21 protein-coding genes and 2 pseudogenes are annotated in these 20594 nt (G+C 65.5%); 10 read left to right on the top strand and 13 right to left on the bottom strand.

The genetic code is table 11. From position 1 onward, the window contains the following. Positions 1-406: 406 nt before the first annotated feature. Complete coding sequence (locus P5G52_RS13105) at positions 407-1723, bottom strand: hypothetical protein (protein WP_301228022.1); 1317 nt, start codon at positions 1721-1723, stop codon at positions 407-409. 372 nt (positions 1724-2095) lie between these two features. Between P5G52_RS13105 and P5G52_RS13100 the strand changes: the two genes are divergently transcribed. Beyond that, positions 2096-2491 (top strand): recombinase family protein, encoded by a 396-nt coding sequence (locus tag P5G52_RS13100; protein ID WP_301228020.1) that lies wholly within the window; start codon positions 2096-2098, stop codon positions 2489-2491. A gap of 115 nt (positions 2492-2606) precedes the next feature. Beyond that, complete coding sequence (locus P5G52_RS13095; RefSeq protein ID WP_301228018.1) at positions 2607-3077, top strand: hypothetical protein; 471 nt, start codon at positions 2607-2609, stop codon at positions 3075-3077. Between the two features lie 459 nt (positions 3078-3536). Here the strand turns inward: P5G52_RS13095 and P5G52_RS13090 are convergent, their stop codons facing one another. Then, the gene (locus P5G52_RS13090; RefSeq protein WP_301228016.1) at positions 3537-3986 is read right to left on the bottom strand and encodes a hypothetical protein; all 450 of its coding nucleotides are present in this window, start codon (positions 3984-3986) and stop codon (positions 3537-3539) included. Positions 3987-5141: 1155 nt separating this feature from the next. On the opposite strand from P5G52_RS13090, the gene P5G52_RS13085 reads away from it, so the two are divergent. Continuing rightward, the gene (locus tag P5G52_RS13085; RefSeq protein WP_301228014.1) at positions 5142-5618 is read left to right on the top strand and encodes a GNAT family N-acetyltransferase; all 477 of its coding nucleotides are present in this window, start codon (positions 5142-5144) and stop codon (positions 5616-5618) included. Positions 5619-5675: 57 nt separating this feature from the next. Further along, positions 5676-6617, top strand: a pseudogene (locus P5G52_RS13080) (serine hydrolase domain-containing protein). 201 nt (positions 6618-6818) lie between these two features. Here the strand turns inward: P5G52_RS13080 and P5G52_RS13075 are convergent. Then, positions 6819-7688 carry an AraC family transcriptional regulator gene (locus tag P5G52_RS13075; RefSeq protein ID WP_301228012.1) on the bottom strand — a complete coding sequence of 290 codons (870 nt, stop codon included), beginning with the start codon at positions 7686-7688 and terminating at the stop codon, positions 6819-6821. 357 nt (positions 7689-8045) lie between these two features. On the opposite strand from P5G52_RS13075, the gene P5G52_RS13070 reads away from it, so the two are divergent. Together P5G52_RS13070 and P5G52_RS13065 are read left to right on the top strand one after the other, a co-directional pair. Next, the gene (locus P5G52_RS13070) at positions 8046-8726 is read left to right on the top strand and encodes a hypothetical protein (protein WP_301228010.1); all 681 of its coding nucleotides are present in this window, start codon (positions 8046-8048) and stop codon (positions 8724-8726) included. Between the two features lie 105 nt (positions 8727-8831). After that, positions 8832-9212, top strand: a complete 381-nt coding sequence (locus P5G52_RS13065; protein ID WP_301228008.1) for a hypothetical protein — start codon at positions 8832-8834, stop codon at positions 9210-9212. Between the two features lie 19 nt (positions 9213-9231). Here the strand turns inward: P5G52_RS13065 and P5G52_RS13060 are convergent, their stop codons facing one another. The 4 genes from P5G52_RS13060 to P5G52_RS18320 all read right to left on the bottom strand — a co-directional run bounded on the left by P5G52_RS13060 (position 9232) and on the right by P5G52_RS18320 (position 11549). Next, positions 9232-9753: a DUF7010 family protein gene (locus tag P5G52_RS13060; protein ID WP_301228006.1), complete on the bottom strand. Its 522-nt coding sequence runs from the start codon at positions 9751-9753 to the stop codon at positions 9232-9234. A 138-nt stretch (positions 9754-9891) separates the two neighbouring features. Then, positions 9892-10122: a hypothetical protein gene (locus P5G52_RS13055; protein WP_301228004.1), complete on the bottom strand. Its 231-nt coding sequence runs from the start codon at positions 10120-10122 to the stop codon at positions 9892-9894. A 720-nt stretch (positions 10123-10842) separates the two neighbouring features. Next, positions 10843-11217 (bottom strand): VOC family protein, encoded by a 375-nt coding sequence (locus tag P5G52_RS13050; RefSeq protein WP_301228002.1) that lies wholly within the window; start codon positions 11215-11217, stop codon positions 10843-10845. Between the two features lie 179 nt (positions 11218-11396). Beyond that, on the bottom strand, positions 11397-11549 hold the full coding sequence (locus tag P5G52_RS18320) for a WYL domain-containing protein (RefSeq protein WP_363321909.1): 153 nt from the start codon (positions 11547-11549) through the stop codon (positions 11397-11399). Here P5G52_RS18320 and P5G52_RS13045 point away from each other — a divergent pair. Together P5G52_RS13045 and pdxS are read left to right on the top strand one after the other, a co-directional pair. Then, complete coding sequence (locus P5G52_RS13045) at positions 11482-11895, top strand: hypothetical protein (protein ID WP_301228000.1); 414 nt, start codon at positions 11482-11484, stop codon at positions 11893-11895. The genes P5G52_RS18320 and P5G52_RS13045 overlap by 68 nt on opposite strands. 149 nt (positions 11896-12044) lie before the next feature. Continuing rightward, positions 12045-12959, top strand: coding sequence for a pyridoxal 5'-phosphate synthase lyase subunit PdxS (gene pdxS, locus P5G52_RS13040; protein WP_087073377.1), 915 nt, complete (start codon positions 12045-12047; stop codon positions 12957-12959). A 70-nt stretch (positions 12960-13029) separates the two neighbouring features. On the opposite strand, the gene P5G52_RS13035 is transcribed toward pdxS, so the two are convergent. The 3 genes from P5G52_RS13035 to P5G52_RS13025 form a co-directional block, all read right to left on the bottom strand. Further along, the gene (locus tag P5G52_RS13035) at positions 13030-13839 is read right to left on the bottom strand and encodes a MerR family transcriptional regulator (RefSeq protein ID WP_301228812.1); all 810 of its coding nucleotides are present in this window, start codon (positions 13837-13839) and stop codon (positions 13030-13032) included. A gap of 130 nt (positions 13840-13969) precedes the next feature. After that, a complete protein-coding gene (locus P5G52_RS13030; protein WP_301227997.1) occupies positions 13970-14686 on the bottom strand; it encodes a GNAT family N-acetyltransferase in 717 nt (238 codons plus the stop codon). Between the two features lie 25 nt (positions 14687-14711). Further along, the gene (locus tag P5G52_RS13025) at positions 14712-16721 is read right to left on the bottom strand and encodes a M3 family metallopeptidase (RefSeq protein WP_301227995.1); all 2010 of its coding nucleotides are present in this window, start codon (positions 16719-16721) and stop codon (positions 14712-14714) included. Between the two features lie 138 nt (positions 16722-16859). On the opposite strand from P5G52_RS13025, the gene P5G52_RS13020 reads away from it, so the two are divergent. Continuing rightward, positions 16860-17246 (top strand): VOC family protein, encoded by a 387-nt coding sequence (locus P5G52_RS13020; protein WP_301227993.1) that lies wholly within the window; start codon positions 16860-16862, stop codon positions 17244-17246. Positions 17247-17392: 146 nt separating this feature from the next. On the opposite strand, the pseudogene P5G52_RS13015 reads toward P5G52_RS13020, so the two are convergent. The 3 genes and pseudogenes from P5G52_RS13015 to P5G52_RS13005 all read right to left on the bottom strand — a co-directional run. After that, a pseudogene (locus P5G52_RS13015) lies at positions 17393-17584 on the bottom strand (RidA family protein); the annotation flags it as partial. 5 nt (positions 17585-17589) lie between these two features. Continuing rightward, positions 17590-18360 (bottom strand): type 1 glutamine amidotransferase, encoded by a 771-nt coding sequence (locus tag P5G52_RS13010; RefSeq protein WP_301227991.1) that lies wholly within the window; start codon positions 18358-18360, stop codon positions 17590-17592. Beyond that, complete coding sequence (locus P5G52_RS13005; protein WP_301227989.1) at positions 18360-19631, bottom strand: Mur ligase family protein; 1272 nt, start codon at positions 19629-19631, stop codon at positions 18360-18362. The genes P5G52_RS13010 and P5G52_RS13005 overlap by 1 nt, the downstream gene beginning before the upstream one ends. Before the next feature lie 112 nt (positions 19632-19743). On the opposite strand from P5G52_RS13005, the gene pdxT reads away from it, so the two are divergent. Further along, positions 19744-20592 carry a pyridoxal 5'-phosphate synthase glutaminase subunit PdxT gene (pdxT, locus tag P5G52_RS13000; RefSeq protein WP_301227987.1) on the top strand — a complete coding sequence of 283 codons (849 nt, stop codon included), beginning with the start codon at positions 19744-19746 and terminating at the stop codon, positions 20590-20592. Positions 20593-20594 lie beyond the last annotated feature (2 nt).

The following is a 20594-nucleotide window of genomic DNA, read 5'->3' as shown; positions in this document are numbered from 1 at the left end:
CGGTCCTGACGGCCGCTCCGCGGACTCCTCCTGCCCTGCTGGGCGCTTCAGCCCGACTTGATGGAGGAACTTGCGCGTATCCAGGGGTTCTTCCTACCGAGACCGACGGGTGGGTACCTCTCGAACCGTCTGCTGCTCTTGCCGATCAACCCGGGGCGAAACTCCATCGGGTGCGCGTATTGCTCGAGTTGACGGCGATGGAGGGGGAGCGCTTTGCAGGTGGGCTAGGGACCACAATGCCTCATCTCGACGCGCATCCGGATCTGGGTCGCGGCCCTGTCCGTGCTGTTGTGCGTCACAGCGGCTGGCACCGCCGCCGATCCCGCCGTCAACGTGAACGTGTCCGAAGTGCGGTTCAAGGCGTTCATTGCTTCCAAGGGCATCCCCGTCGCACCGGTCGTCACCGTTACTCCGGTCGGGCGGCGGCCGGTGTCGGTGCCTCTGTCGGATCCGTCGGATCGCCGCCGCCGCTACCGCCGGTGGGGTCGTAGTAGTGCCAGTACCGGCTTGTGGCGTTCACGTCGGCGAGCATCAGCAGGCCACTGTCGGCTGTGCCTTGCGCCGCGCTGTTGAGGTTCTGTTTCGTGGAGGTGACGTTGTGGACGTACTGGTCGGCGTCGACGATGCGGGGGATCTTCGGGGCGGTGCTGAAGTCGATAGTGTCCAGCGGCGTGGACTTCTCGTAGATCGCACCCCCGGTGCTGTTGCAGACGCCGGCGTCCGTCGTGTCACCGGGCTTGGGGTAGGTGGCGAAGGTCCGCAGCATCCGGGTGCTCTCATCGATCATGACGACCATCCGATTCGGACACTCCGCCACGGTCGCGATCGTGTGCGCCGTCCACGTCTCGGTTGCGCTATCCAGTGCCAGCAGCTGGATCAGCGGCTCGGAGGGGGCCGTGTAGGAGGTCTTGACAGCGGCGAACACCCTGCCGTCCGAGGAGCCCAGCCGTTTCAGGTTGATGTGGTCATCCCCGCTGTTCTGCCCCAACACGGCCGCTACCGGAGTGCTCCAGTCGGTGTCCGGTGCGCCATCGACGTGGTAGCTCCAGTACCTGCCGTCGGTGGCGTCGCCGACCTGCCGGCTCCACATCACGCCGATCTTGTTCCCGTCGAAGGCGATGACCGCCGAGGTGTCATCCACGGACACGTTGCCCAACCCTTGGGGGCTCGATGACGCGGGATGCGCGAACGGCGTCCCCCAGTACCTGCCATCGGTGCCGGTGGCGTTCAGGTAGATCCGGTTGCCCTGCTGCCAGGTGGCCCACATCCGGCCGGTGGAGTCCTTGTCGATGGTCAGCGCCTCGACGCGCTCGTCGTTGATCTGGGTGGCGCTGAGCAGCGTGTACGTCTTCGTGCTCCAGTTGTAGCTGTAGCGCCGCATCGTCGTCGGGAAGCCCGGTTCGGCCGGCAGGCCGTCGTTGACGAACCGATAGCTGGCCACGTTCAACGTCGTCCCGTCCCACAGCACGTCGTGGTGGGTGCTGGCCCGCGGGTCCGTCGCCACACCCGTATCGACCCACGAGCTCGTACCGGCATCGAACCGGAAGATATGGAAATCGGAGCTGGCGGTGTCCCACAGGTTCCCCCACCAGGACCCGTCGTTGAACCACAACGCACTCGTGGCCCGTTTCGTACCGATCGGCGACGGGGTCCCCGCATGCGAGGGGCCCTCGACTCCGGCATCGCCCGGCTCCGCCGCGCTTGCCGCTGGTCGCGGTGCCACCGCCGAGCCGGCCGAGGGAGCCGAGCCGGCCGATGGAGTTGTGGGCTCGGGTGCTGATGTCGGTGGTGCCGTCGGTGGGACCCGATCATCGAAGCCGGTGGTGGCGTTACTCGCGGTTGAACAACCCGTGAGCAGTAAGACAGCGAGCGCCGCAGACACCAGGTGCCTGCGGCGGTCGCTGAATGGGCAGATCATGGAGTTTTTTCCGTGGTCTGATCAGTTGCACCCTCAGCCCCGACATCACCGGTAGCAGCCGACGCTGCTACCGGCACCACCAGGGCACCCAGCCCAAGAGGCAACGCTGCCATCAGAGTGCCTAGCGATGAGGTCCTACGGACTCCGCCGTGCCACCACCTGTGAAGGAATGGGTCCTTGCGCATCGTTGCTCCCGAGGTCGATCGGCGTACCGAACTCCCCCTAAGTTTGTCCAGTGTCCAATGGTTGACCCATGAGAATCAACCCTCGATTGTGATCGTCCTACATTTGCAATGGATCGCCCCTCGATCAGCGACCAGAGTTGACGAAGCTTCTGGATCAGCTACGCCCGGGGGCACGCTCGTGGTCTGGCAGCTCGACCGGCTCGGCCGTTCCATCCGCCACCTCATCGATCAACTCACCGCACTTCAGGACAAGGGCGTCGGGTTCAAGTCGCTGCAGGAGACGGTAGACACGACCTCACCTGGCGGCCGCTTGGTCTTCCCCGTCTTCGCCGCTCAACTGGTCGGGAAGAACATGGATTGGTTCGTCCATTCGGGCAGGCGGCGCTGATGTTTCGATCGGGGCACGGAAGCTAGCCCCGTCGCTCGAGCCCTTCCCAGGACGACGAGGGGCACCTAGGTTCGAGGTGACTGGATCAACTTTCCCAGGGGGCCGTGAGCGCGTTATGACCAAGCAGGAAGCTTTACCCGCCCGTTTCTTCATCGGCCTGCTTGCCCTCGCAACCGCGGTGGTCCAACTTGTGGTCGTCCCACGAGCTGGAGCTGCGTACGCCGGCAGATACCCGGACGTCGCATACCTTGAACCCCTCTACGTCACAGCACTCATGGTTGCGCTCATCGGTCTCGAGATAGCCCTGCTGTCAGTATGGAAGCTCGTCTCGGCCGCGCTGACCCACAGAGCTTCGAGCAGCCGGTCACGGCGATGGACCAACATCATGGCCGCTTCTCTGATCTTCATGCCGGCGATCTTCGCAAGCATTTGTGTGCACGCCGGTTCCGTCGCGGGTGTCGGCGGTCCAGCAATGTTGTTCGGGCTCCTTGTATCCCTCGCCCTGGTCCCCCTTGCCTTCGTCCTGAAACGCTGGGTCAGAGAATGGTTCCGCAACGAGAATGCCTTCGCTCTGTCCACCAGCTAATTCTGTCCACCAGCTAATAGTCCCGCAGCGGGATCCCTCAGCGGGCGGTGTCACCAAGTAGAGGTGCTGCTTCTATGTCGGGGGCCCACTCTTGCCCTCGTTCTCAGTGCGGTCAGGTCGCAGGCACTGATCGTCCGCGGTACCTGATGCCGGTCAAGTGTCGTCATCGTCGTAGTAGTACGTTGTTCGACCGGTGTCATCAATTTTGGACAGGTCCGGCCACATGCTCGGCTCGTCCGATTGACTATTGCGCCAAGCGAAAGGGTCCGCGGTGATGACTGCAACCAATCCGAGTGCGACACCGATCAGTATGTCCCATCGATCGAGGACGAGACTGAGGATTGCGGCGGCCGCGAGCAGGCCTCCGACGACGTACAGGATGATTCGGATGCCAGTCTCCCTTCTCCTCCGACCTTCTTGGGCCGATGTCTGGTGAACCTCAGGTTGTGGTCGACAGCATCAATCAGATTGTGTGGGGGCGTCATCGTCGAGTGGTTGTCCTGCTAGGTAGTACCTGCGGATGTTCACGCCCAGCGCGATGGTGCACAGGATCGGCAGGAGGGGGAACAGGAAGTCGCCGCGCCATTGGATGAACCAGATGAAGAAACCCCAGAACAGGACCGTGAAGACGCCGAGGGCGATCAGTGAACGACAGGTAGGGATCTGAGGAAGGGGTTCCAGTCCTCGCTTCCGAAAGTCGTTGAGTTCTTTCACCGCAGCGAGGCTGAGAGGGATGAAGATCGCAAGGAAGAGCGCGATGCTGACCACCGTGCTCCAAACGACTGGAACTCCGAGGATGTCCGTGACGATGAGGATGAGCGTCCGAATCACCAGTGCCCAAATCACTACCGCGATAATCAAGCGCCGACGTGCAGGGTGGAGTGGTTCGGTTCTGGGTGACTCGGTCATTGCGTCGGCTTCAATGGCTTCTTTGCAGCTGTGCGGTACAACCACACGCACACTGCCAAGAGAACGAGATTCAAACCCTGTACCGCCCAGTAGAAGCCAGTCGCAGAGCGACCTTCGTACAACACGGACACCCAATTGCTAGCCATCCACAGCAACGCAAGAACTCCCATTGCCACCGCTTGGCCTTTCGTCGGCCACTTTCTAGCTTTGGACCTCATGGCTTGAGCCTACGGGCGGGGTCCATACGCAATCGCGCCACTTGGAACAAGGTGTCCCGCTCCGGGATCCTCCACTGCACCTCGACAGCACAGGGTCCGCGGAGGACCGCGCAACGGGAACAGAACTAGGTTGTGCCCCTAGTGCGATCAGTAACTTGGGCTGCGGCTGCTGCGGTTACAAGTAGTTCCTCGAGGCGGTCTTCAAACGATTCCTTTGAGCCGAAGAAGCTCTGTTCCGGTACTCGGAACCCGAAAGTGTCGAAAGCGTAAGCGTGGATAGAGGATCCTTCGGGTGAGGATGTTGTCGTCACATCCAGCGCAACCGGCAAGATCTTGCCCTTTGCGAGGAGGTTGCCCAGCACGTGGTATCGCCAGTTTGAGCCGGCCCGGACTTCTACTCGGTCACCACTTCGATGCACCCTCGCCCCAAGGTCGGAGAAGGCGCGCGCTACCGCTTCGAGGGCGACTGAGGCAGGCAGGGCGGAAACCCAGTGCTCAGTTACCTCAACGATTGGAGTGCTCCTTCGAGAGACAGAGTCCATAACACTGACCTTTCGTAGGCGGGGCACCTTTCTGGTTCCCAAGGGAGTGCTTTGTTGTTCGCTCAACTCGGGCGGGTCCAATCGCGACGGTAATGGCCCATCGACAGCCTTCCAATCGTCAGGTCGGTCACCTCCACTTACGACCTCCTCGGAAGTACTCTCCATACGAGTTCGCCGGGCTGTGGATTCCCCCGCCCCGAAATGCATCCAAGCAGCAGATCCCCACATAATTGCTCCTTCTACGCTCTTGAAGCCGGCATGTTGGTGCTTATGGTTCCTAGCACCAAGTATCTGCGTTGGTTCCCAGTAGATCGGCGTATTCACGGCTCAACCGGATAACGGCCGGGCAGCACTCAAAGGACGACGAGGATGAAGGACATGAGCGAGGGGACAATGTGACTGATGAGATTGAGGTCCGGCAGTGCGTCAACGGCGATCTTGCCGCGCTGGAAGCGACTGAACCACCAAGATCGGGCATCGCACGCAATCTCCTTCAGCACCAGGCCTCCGGCGCCATCGTTTACGCAGCAGCTTGGCAGACCCAGCAGCTGGTCGGGACGGTGGTCCTGGACCTGGTCTCAAACCACACCCCAGAGCTCAAGCATCTGTTCGTGCAGGAATCCGCTCGAGGTGCCGGCGTAGGTACCGCCCTCTGTGCCTGGACCGAAAAGCGCGCAGTCCAGGCAGGATTCGACAAGCTCTACCTCAGCGTGGGCGTCGAGAACCAAGCTGCTAGCCGGCTCTACGAACGCTTGGGTTTCACGTCATTCGGGAAGACAACGACGACGACCTATCAGTACGTCGACGACGACGGGCAGAAGCAGTGGGCCACCGAGACAGACGACCTTTTCGAGAAGGCGCTGGCGGGATGAGATCCATTCCCAGTACAGGGGCGCGCGGAGCGGATAGTCAAGTGAGCCTCGGTATCGGTGACGTCAGGCTCGTTCGGGGTACCCCTTTTCTCAGTATTGCGCCCGGGCGGATCGCGGCGGGTCTTCGTTGCAACTGCGGGGACCGAGGCGGAGTGCACCTTCGAGATCGGCTCGGTCTCGAAGGCGCTCACCAGCATGCTGTATTCCGATGCGCTGCAGCGCGGCGTAGTTTCACCGATGACGACGCTGGGGGATTTGCTTCCTCTTGACGGTTTCGGGCCCGTCGCCGCGGTGCCTCTCGGGTCGCTGGCCGTCCACCGATCTGGTCTCCCACGCCTGGCCCCCGGGATGTCCGTTCTGCGTCGCAGTCTGGCCTTCTCGATCCGCGGGGAAAATCCGTACGGCGAGACCCTCGCTGAGCTCCTTGAGTAGACGCGGGACGTGCGCGTAGGGTCGCCGCGACCGCGGTACTCGAATCTCGGGTTTCAACTTCTCGGGCACGCGACCGCGAGTGCTGACGGGCGCGGGTACGGCCGACTCCTCCGGGAGGTCTTTGGCCCTGGGTATTCGGCGCCGTCGCGTCAAGACGACCTTCAAGACGTCGACCTCCGGGGGGCCTCCCGGCTCGGCCGCCCGGTCCAGCCGTGGGTCGGCGAGGCCCTGGCTCCCGCAGGCGGCATCCGGGCGAGCATCAGCACCCTGGGTGGTCTCCTGCGGTCGATCCTGGATCAAACTGCTCCGGGTGTCACCGCGCTCGAACCCGTTGCAGATTTTTCCCCGGCGGTCCGGATCGGCGCCGCTTGGATCACTCTGCCGTACCGCCGCCGCACAATCACGTGGCACAACGGCGCGACTGGGGGATTCAGCAGCTGGATCGGTATCGACCGGGAAGCCCGCATCGGTGTGGCCGTACTTTCCGCGCGGCACGGAGCGGTGGATCGGCCGGGCTTTCGCCTCCTCGAGGAACTCGTAGCTAGCGGATCGGCAGTCCTCGACTGACGAGGCTGCACTCGATCTACCGATAGTCGGTCGGCTGACTGGCGCGATCCGTAACCATCTATCGTTTTCGCCCATACTCTTGACCCTCATTCCTTACTACTCCCGAACAAGAAGCCGCACCCTGCCTGAACTCACGATCGCTCGTAAGCGGATCGCCTTTGCGAACACGCCGCCGCCGGCGCGTTAAGGCGGGTGGTCGCTCTACCAGGCGTGTTCTACAGGGAGCCATAGTTCGCAGGTAGCTGTGCTGAAATCGTCGGCGCGATCGAGGACCGCGACGATTGATGGCCCGGGGCGAAGGCGCCATGGGTTGGAGGGAAACCAGTCAGTGGCTGTGGCCGCCCAGGCTGCCTGCAATGTAGCCGGGTATTCGCCCTCGGTGCGGAATACGGCCCATGTGCCGGCAGGAACATCGGTCGTCCAAAGATCTTCGGGGGTCTTGGTTGTGTCGGTGACCGCGACACCGTGCACGTATGTGAGCTCGCTGCCCTCGACGTAGTCAGGGTCGACGTCGAGGCTCACTTGGAGCAGCCCGGCCGGCTCAGTGTTGCTTAGCTCCTTAAGCCGGGCATGCTCTGCGGCGGGCAAGGACGCGATGTGCGCTTGAATGTGGGGGTTGGCGCCCTTATGGATGAGAGGCACGCGCGTGGCGTGGCCAACAAGATTGAACGCTGATCGATCTGCGATGCGGGTGTCCATGGTGACGTTCCCTTCTACGGTCAGTCGGAACCTGAGCTGTGATTGTGTGCGAAGGGGGCCGCCGTCTCGGCGGACGACGCCGGGCCCGACGCCGTGCACGGATCGGAACGCTCGACCGAAGGCTTCAGCAGACCCGTAGCCATGGCGCACCGCGATGCTCAGCAGATCTTCGCCGCCAAGTACCTCTGCCGCGGCGAGTGTCATTCTGCGGCGCCGGATGTACTCAGATAGCGGCATGCCAGCCAGCGACGAGAACATCCGTCGGAGGTGGTATTCCGTCGTGCCGAGTCCCGTTGCCAGAGCATTGATGTTCAGATCGCCAGTCATATGGTCCTCGACCAACTCGACGAGCCTGTTTAGTGCAGCGATCACGGCTCTCCCTTCACCAGCCATCCTTCCAACTCGACTCGATCGGCACCCTACTATCGCGGTCCGATTCGATCGCCCTAGCACCCGGCGTCCTGCCCGTAAGTTGATCCCCAAGGGCACCATGCTTCAAGTCTCAGACCAGCGGTCGGAGAACCCCGGGTCGACACGTACGGGTTCGGTCACGATGCGGCGTGGTGATTGGCATGGAGGCACCGCGGATCACGGTTTGCACGCGGCGCCTCCACGCTATATCCGGCGGGCCCAATTGTCGGTAGTGTCCACTTGGGGGATGAAGCAGGACAGGGTTCTTGTCGGGCGATTCCTTGCCGTCCACATTGCTTCGTTCTCAGGATTATCTCCATGCCCAAGCTGCCTTCCCTCCTCGCCCTCGCTGCGATCACGGCCCTCCTCGCAGGCTGCGCCAGCACCCCTGACGACGAGCCTGCTGCGGCTCCTACGGCTGCCGCCAAGACTGCTTCGGCATCCCCCAGTGCTCCAAAGCCGTCCGCCACACCCGTAGCGACCTCCGCTGCTGCCCCGCCAAGCACCCCTGCAGTGGAGTCGGCCGCACCGGAGGCTCCCGCGACGGTGCCCGCCGCGCCCGCGGTCGCCCCTCCAACCGCAGCGCCAGTTGAAACCCCCGCGGTGCCTGTAGTTCCCAAGGCTCCGACGGCGGCCACCACCATGGAGGCCGACCCAATGCCCGTCGTACCCGTAGGCGTGATCGTCACGCCGGAACCCGAGTACGGCATGGTGAACGCGAGCGTCACCCAGGGGGCCTCGTTCACGATCAACGGCGGTGGCTATCAGCCTGGGCAGCAGATCATCATCAACTTCGGGATCGCCCAGTCCGACGGCATGGTGATGGACGAGCAGTCGGCGATCGCCGACGCCGCTGGGAACTACAGCTTCACGATCACGGTCGGGACGGATCTTGCTCCCGGGACGTATGCCGTGCTGACGTACTCGGGTGCTGCACCGGGTGGTCCCGAACGCGAGGCGTCCAAGCGCTTCGCCATCATCGAGGTGACCGCACCCTAGGCGCGGGGAGTAAACGCCAACGTCATCGGCCTAATGACCCCCCCCGGCCTCACACAGTTCCCTTGAGAGCGGCCAAATCCCGGCTGCCCATGGACGGGAGCAGCGATGAGCGACGCGTACGAGAGCCAAGTCGACGGACGAATGCATTTGGCGGAACATGCCCTCGAGAAGGTGATCGAGCGCGACATCTCGCCCGCGGAGCTGGCCGAGGCCCTTTCGCGCCTGAACCGAATTTATCTGCAGGCCGGGTGTCGTTCTCACCCAATCGGGAAGGTGCGGCGGGGAACGGGCCCCTTCAACTGTCGACAGAAACACTCCTTGCTCGGCTTGATCGGGCCCTGGCAGCCGTGTGCGACAGCAACCACCGTTCAGGCAACGGGCACCGCAGTCGGCTGGGACCGACCTGAAGTGAAGCGTGACCGCAAGCCGGAGGCTCAGCGAGCGTGGTTCAGGACGCTCGGGCGCACCGAGGGATGGTTGAGCTGACCCCTTGATGGAGCGGTAGTTACCGTCGAGCTACGTCTCTACCCGGGGGGTGGGCAAACATCCCGAGACTGTAGGCGAGCAAGATCAAAGACATGACCAGCCCTGACCCAACGGCTGCTCCGAGAGCACTGGTCTGAGTGCCGATCAGCAGGCCCACACCACCCAGGACGGCAAGAACTCCGCCGAGGCTGTAGAACATGCGTTCCCTAAATGCCCACGCGAAGGGTATGAAGTGAAGCCCGACGACCAGAGCGATTAGCGCGGGTTGGAGCTCCAATTTGCCCATCGATGTGAGTCGTCCCGTGCCGAAAGCTATGAGCGCGAACTCCATCGCTACACATAGAAGGTAAATTCCGATTTGCTGCCCCCGAGGAGCAGTGAACGGGCCGAGGTAGCGCGGCGAGGCGAAGAGGAACCAGAGGGTGCAGGCAACGGCACCAACGACCAGGGTGCGAGAGACGACCACAAGGAGCTCTGCGATTCCTGGAGTGTAGGAGAACACGAAGACGCACGCGCCGAACAGCCCGATGAGAGTTCCCACTCGCCGCGGATCCGCGAAGCGCGGAGGCGCACCAGTCGAGGTCCACCCAGTGCTGCTGCTACCGCTCACAGAAAGACCCCCTGAGGATAAGTAGTTACCGCCGGCCGCCAGCTACAACTCGAGAACCACCGGCCGGCATCATTTCTGCGGGGTCTGGGAGGGTGTGGTCTCATCCTTGCTTGAGGTCTTTTGTGTCCCGAGGATGAGGAACGTGATGCCAATAGTGAAGAACGCGATCCAGGACGTCGTGCCCGTAAATATCATGCCAATCGCAACGACGAGGAACACGATCCCGATAGGCAGGAATGCTTTACCCCCGCCCCTCGATCGGCCGTCCGGCTCAGCCAGTGGTTCTCCGTCACCGTTCATCTGGCAGACGCTACGTCGGTGACTGGGAACGCGCAACGGTTGTCATGGGCCAGCGTCCGATACGCCCGTAAGACGAACGGCCTTCGTGCAGCGACGGTGGGGGTGAAGCCCTAAGCGCTGCCTTCTCGTGTCGAGTCGGCAGTCGTGGGTTTGCTGATGTCCAGCAAGCCCTCAGAGTTGCGTGCGTAGGTCGGTCTTTGTGAGATGTTCGGGGTTTGTAGGTCTCGCGAGCGGGAGACCGATGGTGCAGGCTGCCGAGGTGACCAGTAGTACTGACCAGCCCAGCAATGCGATGCCGATCCCGCCAATGTCTGCGGCCGCATTCTCAGCTGTGCGGAGTGAGAAGAGGTAAATGCCATTAGCGGTGAGCATCGGGATGGCAGCTATCGCGAGGAGGACGGCTCCGAGCTTGAGGAGATTGTGACGGCATCCCAGTGCTTTCCCGACCAGTAAGAAGGCTGTAGGGGCACCTACGCACAGCGAAGCGGAGCATATGTGCGCTGCGGCGAAGGGAAGTAAGCGGTCTTCCTGCGTCCATAGGTACCCGCTGAGAAAAGACAGCACCAGTGCGACCATCCCTGGCAGGAACCGCAGACGAGGAGGCATACATCACTGTCCCATATTCCACACATGTGGCTGCCCCGATAGCACTAGACAGACCGTCCGCAGGGGGATCCGTCAGTGGGGTCCCTTCGCGGGCGTTCAGAAGGACTTGTGCTATCACGGGGCCGGACGTGAGAAGAGGTTGACGAGGTTGCCGTCGGGATCGCGGAAGAGGGTAGATCTGTTGCCCCATGGCATGGTCGTGGGGCGGAGCGCGACGTTGTCGAGCACGTGGTGGAGGCGATCGAATTCAACGTCGACGTCTCTGACGAGAAACTCGATGATGATCGAGTTGTTGCTGGCAGTCTGTGGCGCGTTGTTGCCGAGCGCGGCGACGGTCGCGGTGCTTGCTATCGCCAAGATGCCCGAGGCCGTTCGCAGTTCGGCGAATACTGGAACGGGCCGTATAGCAGTGATACCTGTTACCTCCTCGTAGAAGCGGGTGAGGCGGTCGACGTCGTGCGTGATGATGCGAATTGATGCAAGATCCATGATCTTCCTTCCAGTCGCGCCATCCGGCCCTACGTCATTATCTTGGGTGGCCCGACCGACAACGTTGCGTCGGTGTTTAGGGCGTATTCTCGCCCAGCCCGACCGTTCGCAGCCGTCCCTCGCTAATGCCGAGATCCTCCGTTCGCAGCGATCGACGGGGTGCCCGCTCGATCAAAGGCTCAGCCCGCGCGATCCGGTCGCCCCGGAAATGCGCGAAGACCGTCGCGAAGCCGGGACCAAGCGATTAGATACCAGTTGTCACCCTTGCCGACGAAACCCATCGGTTCGACGTCCCGCTCGGTCGCGCCGCCATCACGATCGGTGTACGAGATCCGAAGGACTTTCCCCGTCCGTAAGGCTGCAGCCAGACCATCGGGCCCTCCGGTCGGTTTCTCGTCCGACGAAGTCGCCGCCCGCCTTGCCGAACTCGCCCTCGCGGAACCAGCCGGCCGTGTGGCCGATATCGTCGGACCGGAAGTGCTCGGCGTCGTCCAACTGCTCACCGTCTACTCGGACTTCTTCGGCCACCGTCACCCGAACCTGCCCATCCGCATACCCGGAGCGATCGGCCACGCCTACCGGGCTGGCGAGAATCTCGCCGGCCCGGGGGCGCAGCGCGGTGTGCGCAGCTGGGCAGAGTTCCTCGCCGAACAGGGTGTGGCAGCGCGAACAGCGTGATCGAGGAGAACCGGTGTGCATAAGGACCGGGAAACACCGTGCCTTCGAGGTGCACGTGCCCCGGGCAGGACGACGACGGCGACGCCGGAGCGCCCGCTCCAGCGTCGTATCATGAAGGGTCAGCTTTTTTCTACCTTTAGGGGCAAGTCGTGTCCACCGTTGAAGACAATTCGGCAACCACAGCGCAGACCGGTGGCAACCGGGTCAAGCGTGGAATGGCCGAGATGCTCAAGGGCGGCGTCATCATGGATGTCGTCACCGCCGAGCAGGCCCGCATCGCCGAGGACGCCGGTGCGGTAGCCGTCATGGCACTCGAGCGGGTTCCCGCGGACATCCGCGCCCAGGGCGGCGTATCCCGCATGAGCGATCCCGACATGATCGACAGCATCATCGAGGCCGTTTCCATCCCGGTCATGGCCAAGGCCCGTATCGGTCACTTCGTGGAGGCGCAGGTCCTGCAGTCCCTCGGCGTCGACTACATCGACGAGTCCGAGGTCCTCACGCCCGCGGACTTCACCAACCACATCGACAAGTGGAAGTTCACGGTTCCCTTCGTCTGCGGTGCGACCAACCTGGGGGAGGCGCTGCGCCGGATCAACGAGGGCGCCGCGATGATCCGCTCCAAGGGCGAGGCCGGCACCGGGGACGTCTCGAACGCCACCATGCACATGCGCAAGATCCGCTCCGAGCTCAACCGCCTGTCCTCCATGGCCGAGGACGAGCTGTACGTGGCGGCGAAGGAACTGCAGGCACCCTACGAGCTCGTCAAGGAGGTCGCCTCCGCGGGCCGCCTTCCCGTGGTCCTGTTCACCGCCGGCGGCATCGCGACCCCCGCGGACGCGGCCATGATGATGCAGCTCGGCGCGGACGGCGTGTTCGTCGGTTCAGGCATCTTCAAGTCCGGCAACCCGGCCGAGCGCGCCCATGCGATCGTCCAGGCGACCACGTTCCACGACGACCCCGACATGATCGCCAAGGTCTCCCGCGGCCTGGGCGAGGCCATGGTCGGCATCAACGTCGACGAGATCCCGCAGCCGCACCGCCTCGCAGAGCGCGGCTGGTAACAGCCACGCGAGCGAAAGGAAGGACCGCAGCCACCAGGCCGCGGTCCTTCCTTATTCCCGGTCGCGGGTGCTACCTCGTGAAGGGAACGGCGACGTCGCACACCTCCGCCTCGGGGTGCGCTGCGTCGAACGGGGCGAAGTAGATCTCCCGCGGTGGAAGCGATGGCGTCAGCCCCTCGCGCGCCAGCCACGCGTACACCGCGTCGTAGGCCTGCAGGATCTGCGGATACCGCACCTGCGCCTGGGTGATGCGGGTGAAGGCCTCCTCACCAACGGGCTCGACGAGGAGTTCGGCGGCTCCGTCGACGTCGTCCGGCGTGACGCCGTCCCGGACCGGGATGCCGTTCTCCACGACGCCGTCCGTCTCGTCGTTGACCGGGCTTCGGTAGATGGTCGTCAGCGGTCCTGCCCACCCGCCGAGCCGCTCGGCCACCGGCGCGAGGCGGGCACACGACGACTGGATGAAATCCGGGATCTCCTCCGGACTCACCCGTCGCCTCTCCGTCACATAGGTCCTGGCATCGCAGGCCCGCGTCGTCACATTCATGAGCTGATCCTTCCCCTCGGCGAGTTGCGACATCACGTAGGAGACCAGGTGCCGCTGGGCGAGCACGGTCGCTTCGACGCCGGCCCAGTACGCGGCGACGAGGTCCGCGCGTTCGCCGTCGTCGGCCACCAGGACGCGGGCAACCGTGTCGAGGGGCATGTCGAGTCCGCGGAGCAGGATGATCAGGCGCGCATCGGCAACCTGTTCGTCGGCGTAGTACCTGTAGCCGTTCCGCGCATCGACGTGCGCGGGCGGGAGCAACCCGCTCTCGGCATACAGGCGCAGGGCCTTACTGCTCAGGCGCGTCCTGCGACTGAAGGTCCCACTGCTCATCAGCGGCACTGCTGCCTCCTTGGATGCCTGCGTGGCGGTGGTGCCACGTTCCGACCTTCGGCCCGGCCCCAGGGGCAGGGTCAAGCGACCCGATCCTGCCCCGGTCGCACCGTCCCCGACGGCGGCCCGGTCAGAGCTGCAGGGAGTAGGTCCTGCCGCGCCCCAGCAGCGTAAACCCGCGGCGGGAGAAGAACGGGTACCCCTCGGGCGTGGCATGGACGCAGAGGTCGACGGCCCCGGCGTCGCCCGCCGCACGCGCCGTCGCGCTCAGCAGTGCCGTGCCCAGTCCACGCCGCTGGTGGTCGGGGAGGACTTCGAGGTGGTGGATCCCACCGAGCTTCCTGAGGCCGGCCACCCCGTGCGGGTAGAAGGAGTACGCGGCGCCCGTGACGGCGCCTCCCCGCTCGTCCCGCGTCAGCGCGTGCCATGCCTGCGTCGGCTGGGAGCGGGCGACGCGCAGTTCCTGCTCCAGTGGTCCCGAGTAGTCGGGCACCTCGGTGGTGAGGACGGCGGCGTCGTCGGCGGACCGCACCACGGCCGCGACGGGGGCCGCCATCCACCACGGCTGCCAGCTCGGGCTGAACCCCAGGGGGCCGAGCTCGGCGGCGTCGACCGCGCCGTTCAGCCAGACCCGGACGGTGGAGGCGCGCAGCCGCATGCCCTCGGCCAACGCGGGCTTCACGGCCTGCGCACTGACCTCGTCGGGGAACATCATCATCAGTTCGCGTCGAGCGGGCAGCCACACCCACGTGGTGCCGTGCGTCGAGAAGGTCTTCCCGCCCGTCGCCGAGGCGAGCGCGGTGAACCAGGCCGTGTGCAGCCGCTGGCTCTGGGCGATGGTCACCATGCGGGTGCGCCGCCCGCGACGCCGCTCACGCCAGGCCGCGGCGGACGAGCAGGGGATGCAGGTCCGCGTCCCGCCCGCGGAAGGTGCGGAATGCCTCCAGCGGGTCGATGCTGTTGCCCCTCGAGAGCAGTTCCCGACGGAAGTGGTCGCCGTTCCCGCGTGTCAGGCCGCCGGAGGACTTGAACCATTCGACGGTGTCCGCGTCGAGCATCTCGCTCCAGATGTAGGCGTAGTAGGAGGCCGCGTACCCGCCGGCGAAGATGTGCTTGAAGTAGGACGTGCGGTACCTCGGAGGGACAGGGGCGAAGTCGACCCCGGCGTCGGCGAGCGCCGCGGCCTCGAAGGCGAGGGGGTCCTCGACGACCGTGCCGGCGGGGATCGAGTGCCAGGCCAGGTCCAGCAGCGTCGCCCCGAGGTAGGCGGTGGTCTCGAAGCCCTCGCCCCAGGCCCCTGCTGCATGGATGCGGTCGATCACGTCCTGGGGGAGCGCCTCGCCGGTCTCATGGTGCCGCGCGTAGTTGGCGACGATGTCAGGCCAAAGGATCCACATCTCATTGACCTGCGACGGGTACTCCACGAAGTCCCGCGGGACGGACGTACCCGCGAACAGTGGATACGTGACATCGGAGAAGAGCCCGTGCAGGGCGTGTCCGAACTCGTGGAACGCGGTCACCACCTGGTCGTACGAGAGCAACGTCGGCTCGCCGGCCCCGGGCCTCGAGATGTTGAGGTTGTTGATGACGACGGCGCGCGTCCCGTCGAGGCGCGACTGGTCCACGAAGGAGTTCATCCAAGCTCCGCCGCTCTTCGTGTCGCGGGTGTAGTAGTCGCCGAGGAACAGGCCGAGTCCCGAGCCGTCCTCGTTGAAGACCTCCCACACGCGCACGTCGGGGTGGTACCCCACGAGGTCCGGGCGCTCGGTGAACGTCAGCCCGTAGAGCCGGTTGGCGGCGTAGAACACGCCGTCATTAATCACGCGTTCGAGCTCGAAGTAGGGACGGAGTGCGTCCAGGTCGACGTCGAACCTCGCCTTCCGGACCTTCCCCGCGTAGTAGGCCCAGTCCCAGGGCTCGATCGGGTGGCCCGCCTCGGCCTCCAGCTCGGCGGCCTCGGCCCGTGCATTGCGGACTGCCGGAGCAGCGAGCTCCCGCATCCGGTCCAGGATCGCCTCCAGCGACGGCGCCGTCTGGTTGTCCGTGGCGGCCGCGGCGTGCGTGTCGAAGCCGAGGAGGGCGGCGCGCTCCGCGCGGAGGGTGGCCATGCGGGTGGCGATCGCGAGGGTGTCGGCGTCGTTGCCGCGCGCGCCGCGATCGACGGACGCCTCGTGGAGCCGGCGCCGGACCTCGCGGTTGGTCAGCGACTCCAGGGCCGGCTGCGCAGTCGGCAGGATGAGTGTCAGGAGGTACTTGCCCTCGTGGCCTGCCTCGATGGCCGCCGAGGCGGCGGCGGAGATGGCATCGGCGGAGAGGCCGTCGAGCTCCCCCGCGGAGTGGAGCAGAAGCGCGGAATCGTTCGTGTCCTTCAGCAGTTTCTGCGAGAACTCGGTGCTGAGCGCCGACAGCTGGGAATTGAGTCCGCGGAGCGTGGCCTGGGCGTCGTCGTCGAGCTCGGCTCCTGCGCGCACGAAGCTGCGGACGTACTCCTCGACCAGGCGCGCGGACTCCTCGTCGAGCCCGTCGATCGGTACCTTCCGGAGGCGCTCGAACAGAGCGCGGTTGAGCTTGATGTTGTCCTCGTGCTCGGCGATGCGCGGAGCGACCTGCTGCTCGAGTTCCTGGATCGCCTCGGTCGCATGGCTGGAGGAGTTGCTGAAGAACACCCGCGACACCCGGTCGAGGGTCCTGCCGGCACGTTCGAGCGCGACGAGCGTGTTCTCGAACGTGGGAGCCTCGTCGGAGTCCGTGATGCGGTCGATCTCGGCCAGGTGCTCGGCGAAGCCGGCATCGAAGGCGGGCAGGTAGTGCTCGTCCCGGATGGCGGAGAAGGGTGGCAGCTGGTAGTCGAGGGTGCTGGGCTCGAGGAAAGGGTTGCTCATGGGAACTAACTTTTGCACGATGTCCTCCCTTGACGCACTACCTCCGTCGGGTTCCTGCGGTTGGGCGCGTCCGACGACGCCACCACGTCGGCTCCGCGAGGCCTCGGTCCTTGACAGCGTCCGGCTCCGCCGGAAGCCTTGCCGGATGGTACTGACAGCGGTGAAAGTGGTTCCGTCCCCGTCTCGGACCAGGAGCGGGCGCGCGATTTCTACGTGCAGTCGCTGGGATTCGTGGTGCTGTCCGACACGGTCATGGGGCCCGAGATGCGCTGGGTGATGGTCGCCCCCGCCGGATCGCAGACGGCGCTGACCCTGGTCACCTGGTTCCCCTCGATGCCGGCAGGATCGCTGAAGGGGCTCGTCCTCGAGACCGACGACCTGGACGGCGATTCCTCGCGCCTGAAGGCTGCGGGTGTGGCGGTCTCCGCCCTGCAGGAGGCACCCTGGGGGCGCTTCGTGCAGTTCGACGACCCGGACGGCAACGGCATCGTGCTGCAGGAATCGGCGCCGACGGACGGCCGCTGACAGCACGGCAACCCATCGGGGAGGGTCCGAAAGAAGCGTGCACGGGGAGACCCGGGGCGTTCAGCAGGCAATCTGCAGGGGTGCGGCAGGCGATCCGGAGCCTATCTGCCGGCGTGCAGTAGGCGGTCCGGAGGCGAGGCCGGCCGTCAGGGCATGACGGCGGCGACGGCACTGATCTCGACGAGGGCGCCCGGGACTCCCAGCCCGGCGACCAGGGGTGCTGTCACGAGTCCGGGTTCGTCCGACGCCAGGTCCGCCGCGATCGCTCCGTACCCGGTCGCAAGGTCGGCTCCGTCGACGAACAGCACCGCCCACTGCACGACATCGTCGAGAGTCGCAGCGCCTAGCGAGGCCTCGCGGCCGCGTGCTCCCGGGCCAGGTCCGCGAGGGAATCGTCCACGCCGTCGTCCTCGAACGCGCCGAACTTCCGTTCCGCCGCGGTGCGCAGCAGGAAATCGGCGATGGCGGGGTTCTTGGGCAGCAGGGAGCCGTGGAGGTAGCTCCCCACGATGTTCCTGTAGCGGGCGCCCTCGTGGTGCTCCTCGGCGTTGTTCCCCGCGCCCTTGAGGACGGTGGCCAGGGGCCTGAGCCCGTCGCCGAGGAAGGTCTGGCCACTGTGGTTCTCGTAGCCGTGGATCTCACCGAACTCGTCGCTCCGGGCGACGACGTTCCCGATCAGCCTCTCGGTGCCACCCCGCGTCTCCAGGTCCAGGACACCGATGCCCGGGATGACCGTGCCGTCCTGGGTGCGGAAGAAGTTGCCGAAGAGCTGGTACAGCCCGCAGATGAGGAGCATGGGGGTGCCGTCCTCGGCGAGCCCGCGCAACGTCGGGGCGATGGCCTGGAGGTCGTCCTGGATCACCACCTGCCCGCTGTCCTGGCCGCCGCCGCCGACGATGAGGTCGACGTCGTCCGGGAAGGCGTCCCCGGCGTTGTGCTCCAGGATCTCGGCGCCGTAACCGCGCCATGCGAGGCGCTGCTTCAGGACCAGGACGTTGCCGTAGTCGCCGTAGATGTTCATCTCCCGCGGATACAGCTGCAGGATGCGCAGGGAGCCCTTGGACGGGTCGGCGGGTGCCTTCGTCAAGGCGCCGGCGGATGGGGCGTCGCTCATCAGGAGACCACCTCGACCTTCGTGATCTTGGAGAGTTCGCGGCGCACCGCGAGCATGGCTGTGTAGGTGCAGAAGATGCGCTTGGGCCGTCCGTCGGAGCCGCGGATGAACTGCTGGAGAGCATCGGTGATGTCGGGTTCGACGGCGCCCACCCGGACGTCGTCGTACTTCAGCCGCAGTGCCATGTCGTACGCGCGGACACCGCTCACCACGTCCACCCCGCCGAGGCCGAGGGAATCGAAGTCGACGTCCCACAGCCAGGACATGTCCCGTCCGTCCGCATAGTTGTCGTTGATGGCGATCATCGTCGCGCACCCTGCAGGGTCGAAGGACTTCAGGCCCAGCCGGAACCCGCTCGGGTTCTTCACGAGGACCAGTTCGAGGGCCTGGCCGTCGACGACGAGGCTCTCGCCGCGTCCGAACGCGGGCTCCACCGCGGCCAGCGACGAGAACAGCCTGCCGTTGTCCGCCGTACCGCCGAGGACGGCGCGGGCCGCTGCCAGCGCCGCCGCCGCGTTGAAGATGTTGTAGACGCCGCGCAGGCGGAGATCGGTGCGCGTGGTCGTGCCCTCCACCTCGAACTCCGCCGAGTTGCCGTCGACCGATCGGAGGACGACGTCGGCCGGCAACGCTGAGGCGGGAGCGGTGCCCGCGGCGCCGCGCAGTTCGTCGTCGTTCGGGAAGGTGCTGCGGAGGGACGCGTCGAGGCCGAAGTAGACGACGCCAGCAGCCTGAATGGACGACGCCAGGCCGGCGACACGCGGATCCTCGCGGTTGAGGACCACCGTTCCCGTGGTGGCCAGTGCGATGCGCTCGAGCAGGCGGGTCGTGGCGTCGATCTCGCCGAAGCGGTCGAGCTGGTCGCGCAGGACGTTCAGGAGGAGCGAGTACCGCGGGGGCACGAGCTTCACGAAGTGCACGGCGTGCGCCTCGTCGAGTTCGAGCACGGCGACGTCGGCCTTCAGGCGCCCGCGCCAGTCGACCTCACCGAGCAGGGCAGCGGCGACGCCGCGCGTGAAGTTGCTGCCGGTCCGGTTCGTGAAGACGCTCAGGCCCTGGCCCTCGAGCAGTTCCACGACCATCTTGGTGGTCGTCGTCTTGCCGTTCGTCCCGCTCACGACGACGACGCCGTAGGGGAGGTTCGAGAGCGCGCGTCCCATGAAGCCGGGGTCGAGGCGCTCGACCACCAGACCGGGGAACGCGGAGCCGCCGCCACGCAGGCGGGAGGCGATGCGCACGGCCTTGCCGACGAGGACTGGAAGGGGATTCATGCCTACAAATTATCGCAGCCACGCCGACCTTTCCGGGACGCGGGAGGGAGGCGCTGCTCACGCCTGCCCCGACGGCGCCGGGAACCCGGGCAGGGCGACCTAGAATTGAGGGATGACTTCCCCGTCCTTCTCGGCCCCCCTGCCCACGTCCGGGCCTACCTCCGGGCCAGCATCCGGTGCCGCCTCCTCCGACAGTGAGGCCGGCGCGGCTGCCACGGCTCCTAGGACCGCCGGTGCGACGACCTCGCAGCGCCGCGACGTCGTCGTCGGCGTGCTCGCCGTGCAGGGCGACGTGCGCGAACACGTCGCCACCATCGAGTCCCTCGGCGGGCGGGCCGTTCCGGTCCGGCGGCCGTCGGAACTCCCAGCGATCGACGGCTTGATCATCCCGGGTGGCGAGTCGACCACGATCGACAAGCTGACCCGCACCTTCGGCCTGGCGGAGCCGCTGCGCGAACTCATCGCGGGCGGGCTGCCGGTGTACGGCTCCTGCGCCGGTATGATCCTGCTCTCCGACGTCATCGCGGATCCGTCCACGGACAGGCTCGGCAACCCGCAGCAGACGCTCGGCGGCCTCGACATGGTGGTGCGGCGCAACGCCTTCGGGCGCCAGCGCGAGTCGTTCGAGGCGGACCTGGACTTCCAGGGACTCGCCACCACCGGCAGCGCCGCGGGCGAGGACCCCGTGCGGGCCGTCTTCATCCGTGCGCCCTGGGTGGAGAAGGTGGGCGACGGCGTGCAGGTGCTGGCACAGGTGCCTGCCGCCGAGACGCCGCAGGCGGGCCCCCCGGCAGCTGGAGAAGCGGCTGGAGAGCACGGAGCGGAAGCCGACTTGGCGCCGGTCGCTAGAATTGTGGCAGTGCGTTCGGGGAACCTGCTGGCTACGAGTTTCCACCCGGAAGTGACGGGTGAGCGGCGGGTCCACGAATTGTTCATTCGGATGATCAGAGGAGAAGCGTAAGC

The sequence above is a fragment of the Arthrobacter burdickii genome (genome assembly GCF_030433645.1).
GTDB lineage: Bacteria > Actinomycetota > Actinomycetes > Actinomycetales > Micrococcaceae > Arthrobacter_D > Arthrobacter_D burdickii.
This window is presented reverse-complemented; position numbering and strand designations above follow the sequence as displayed.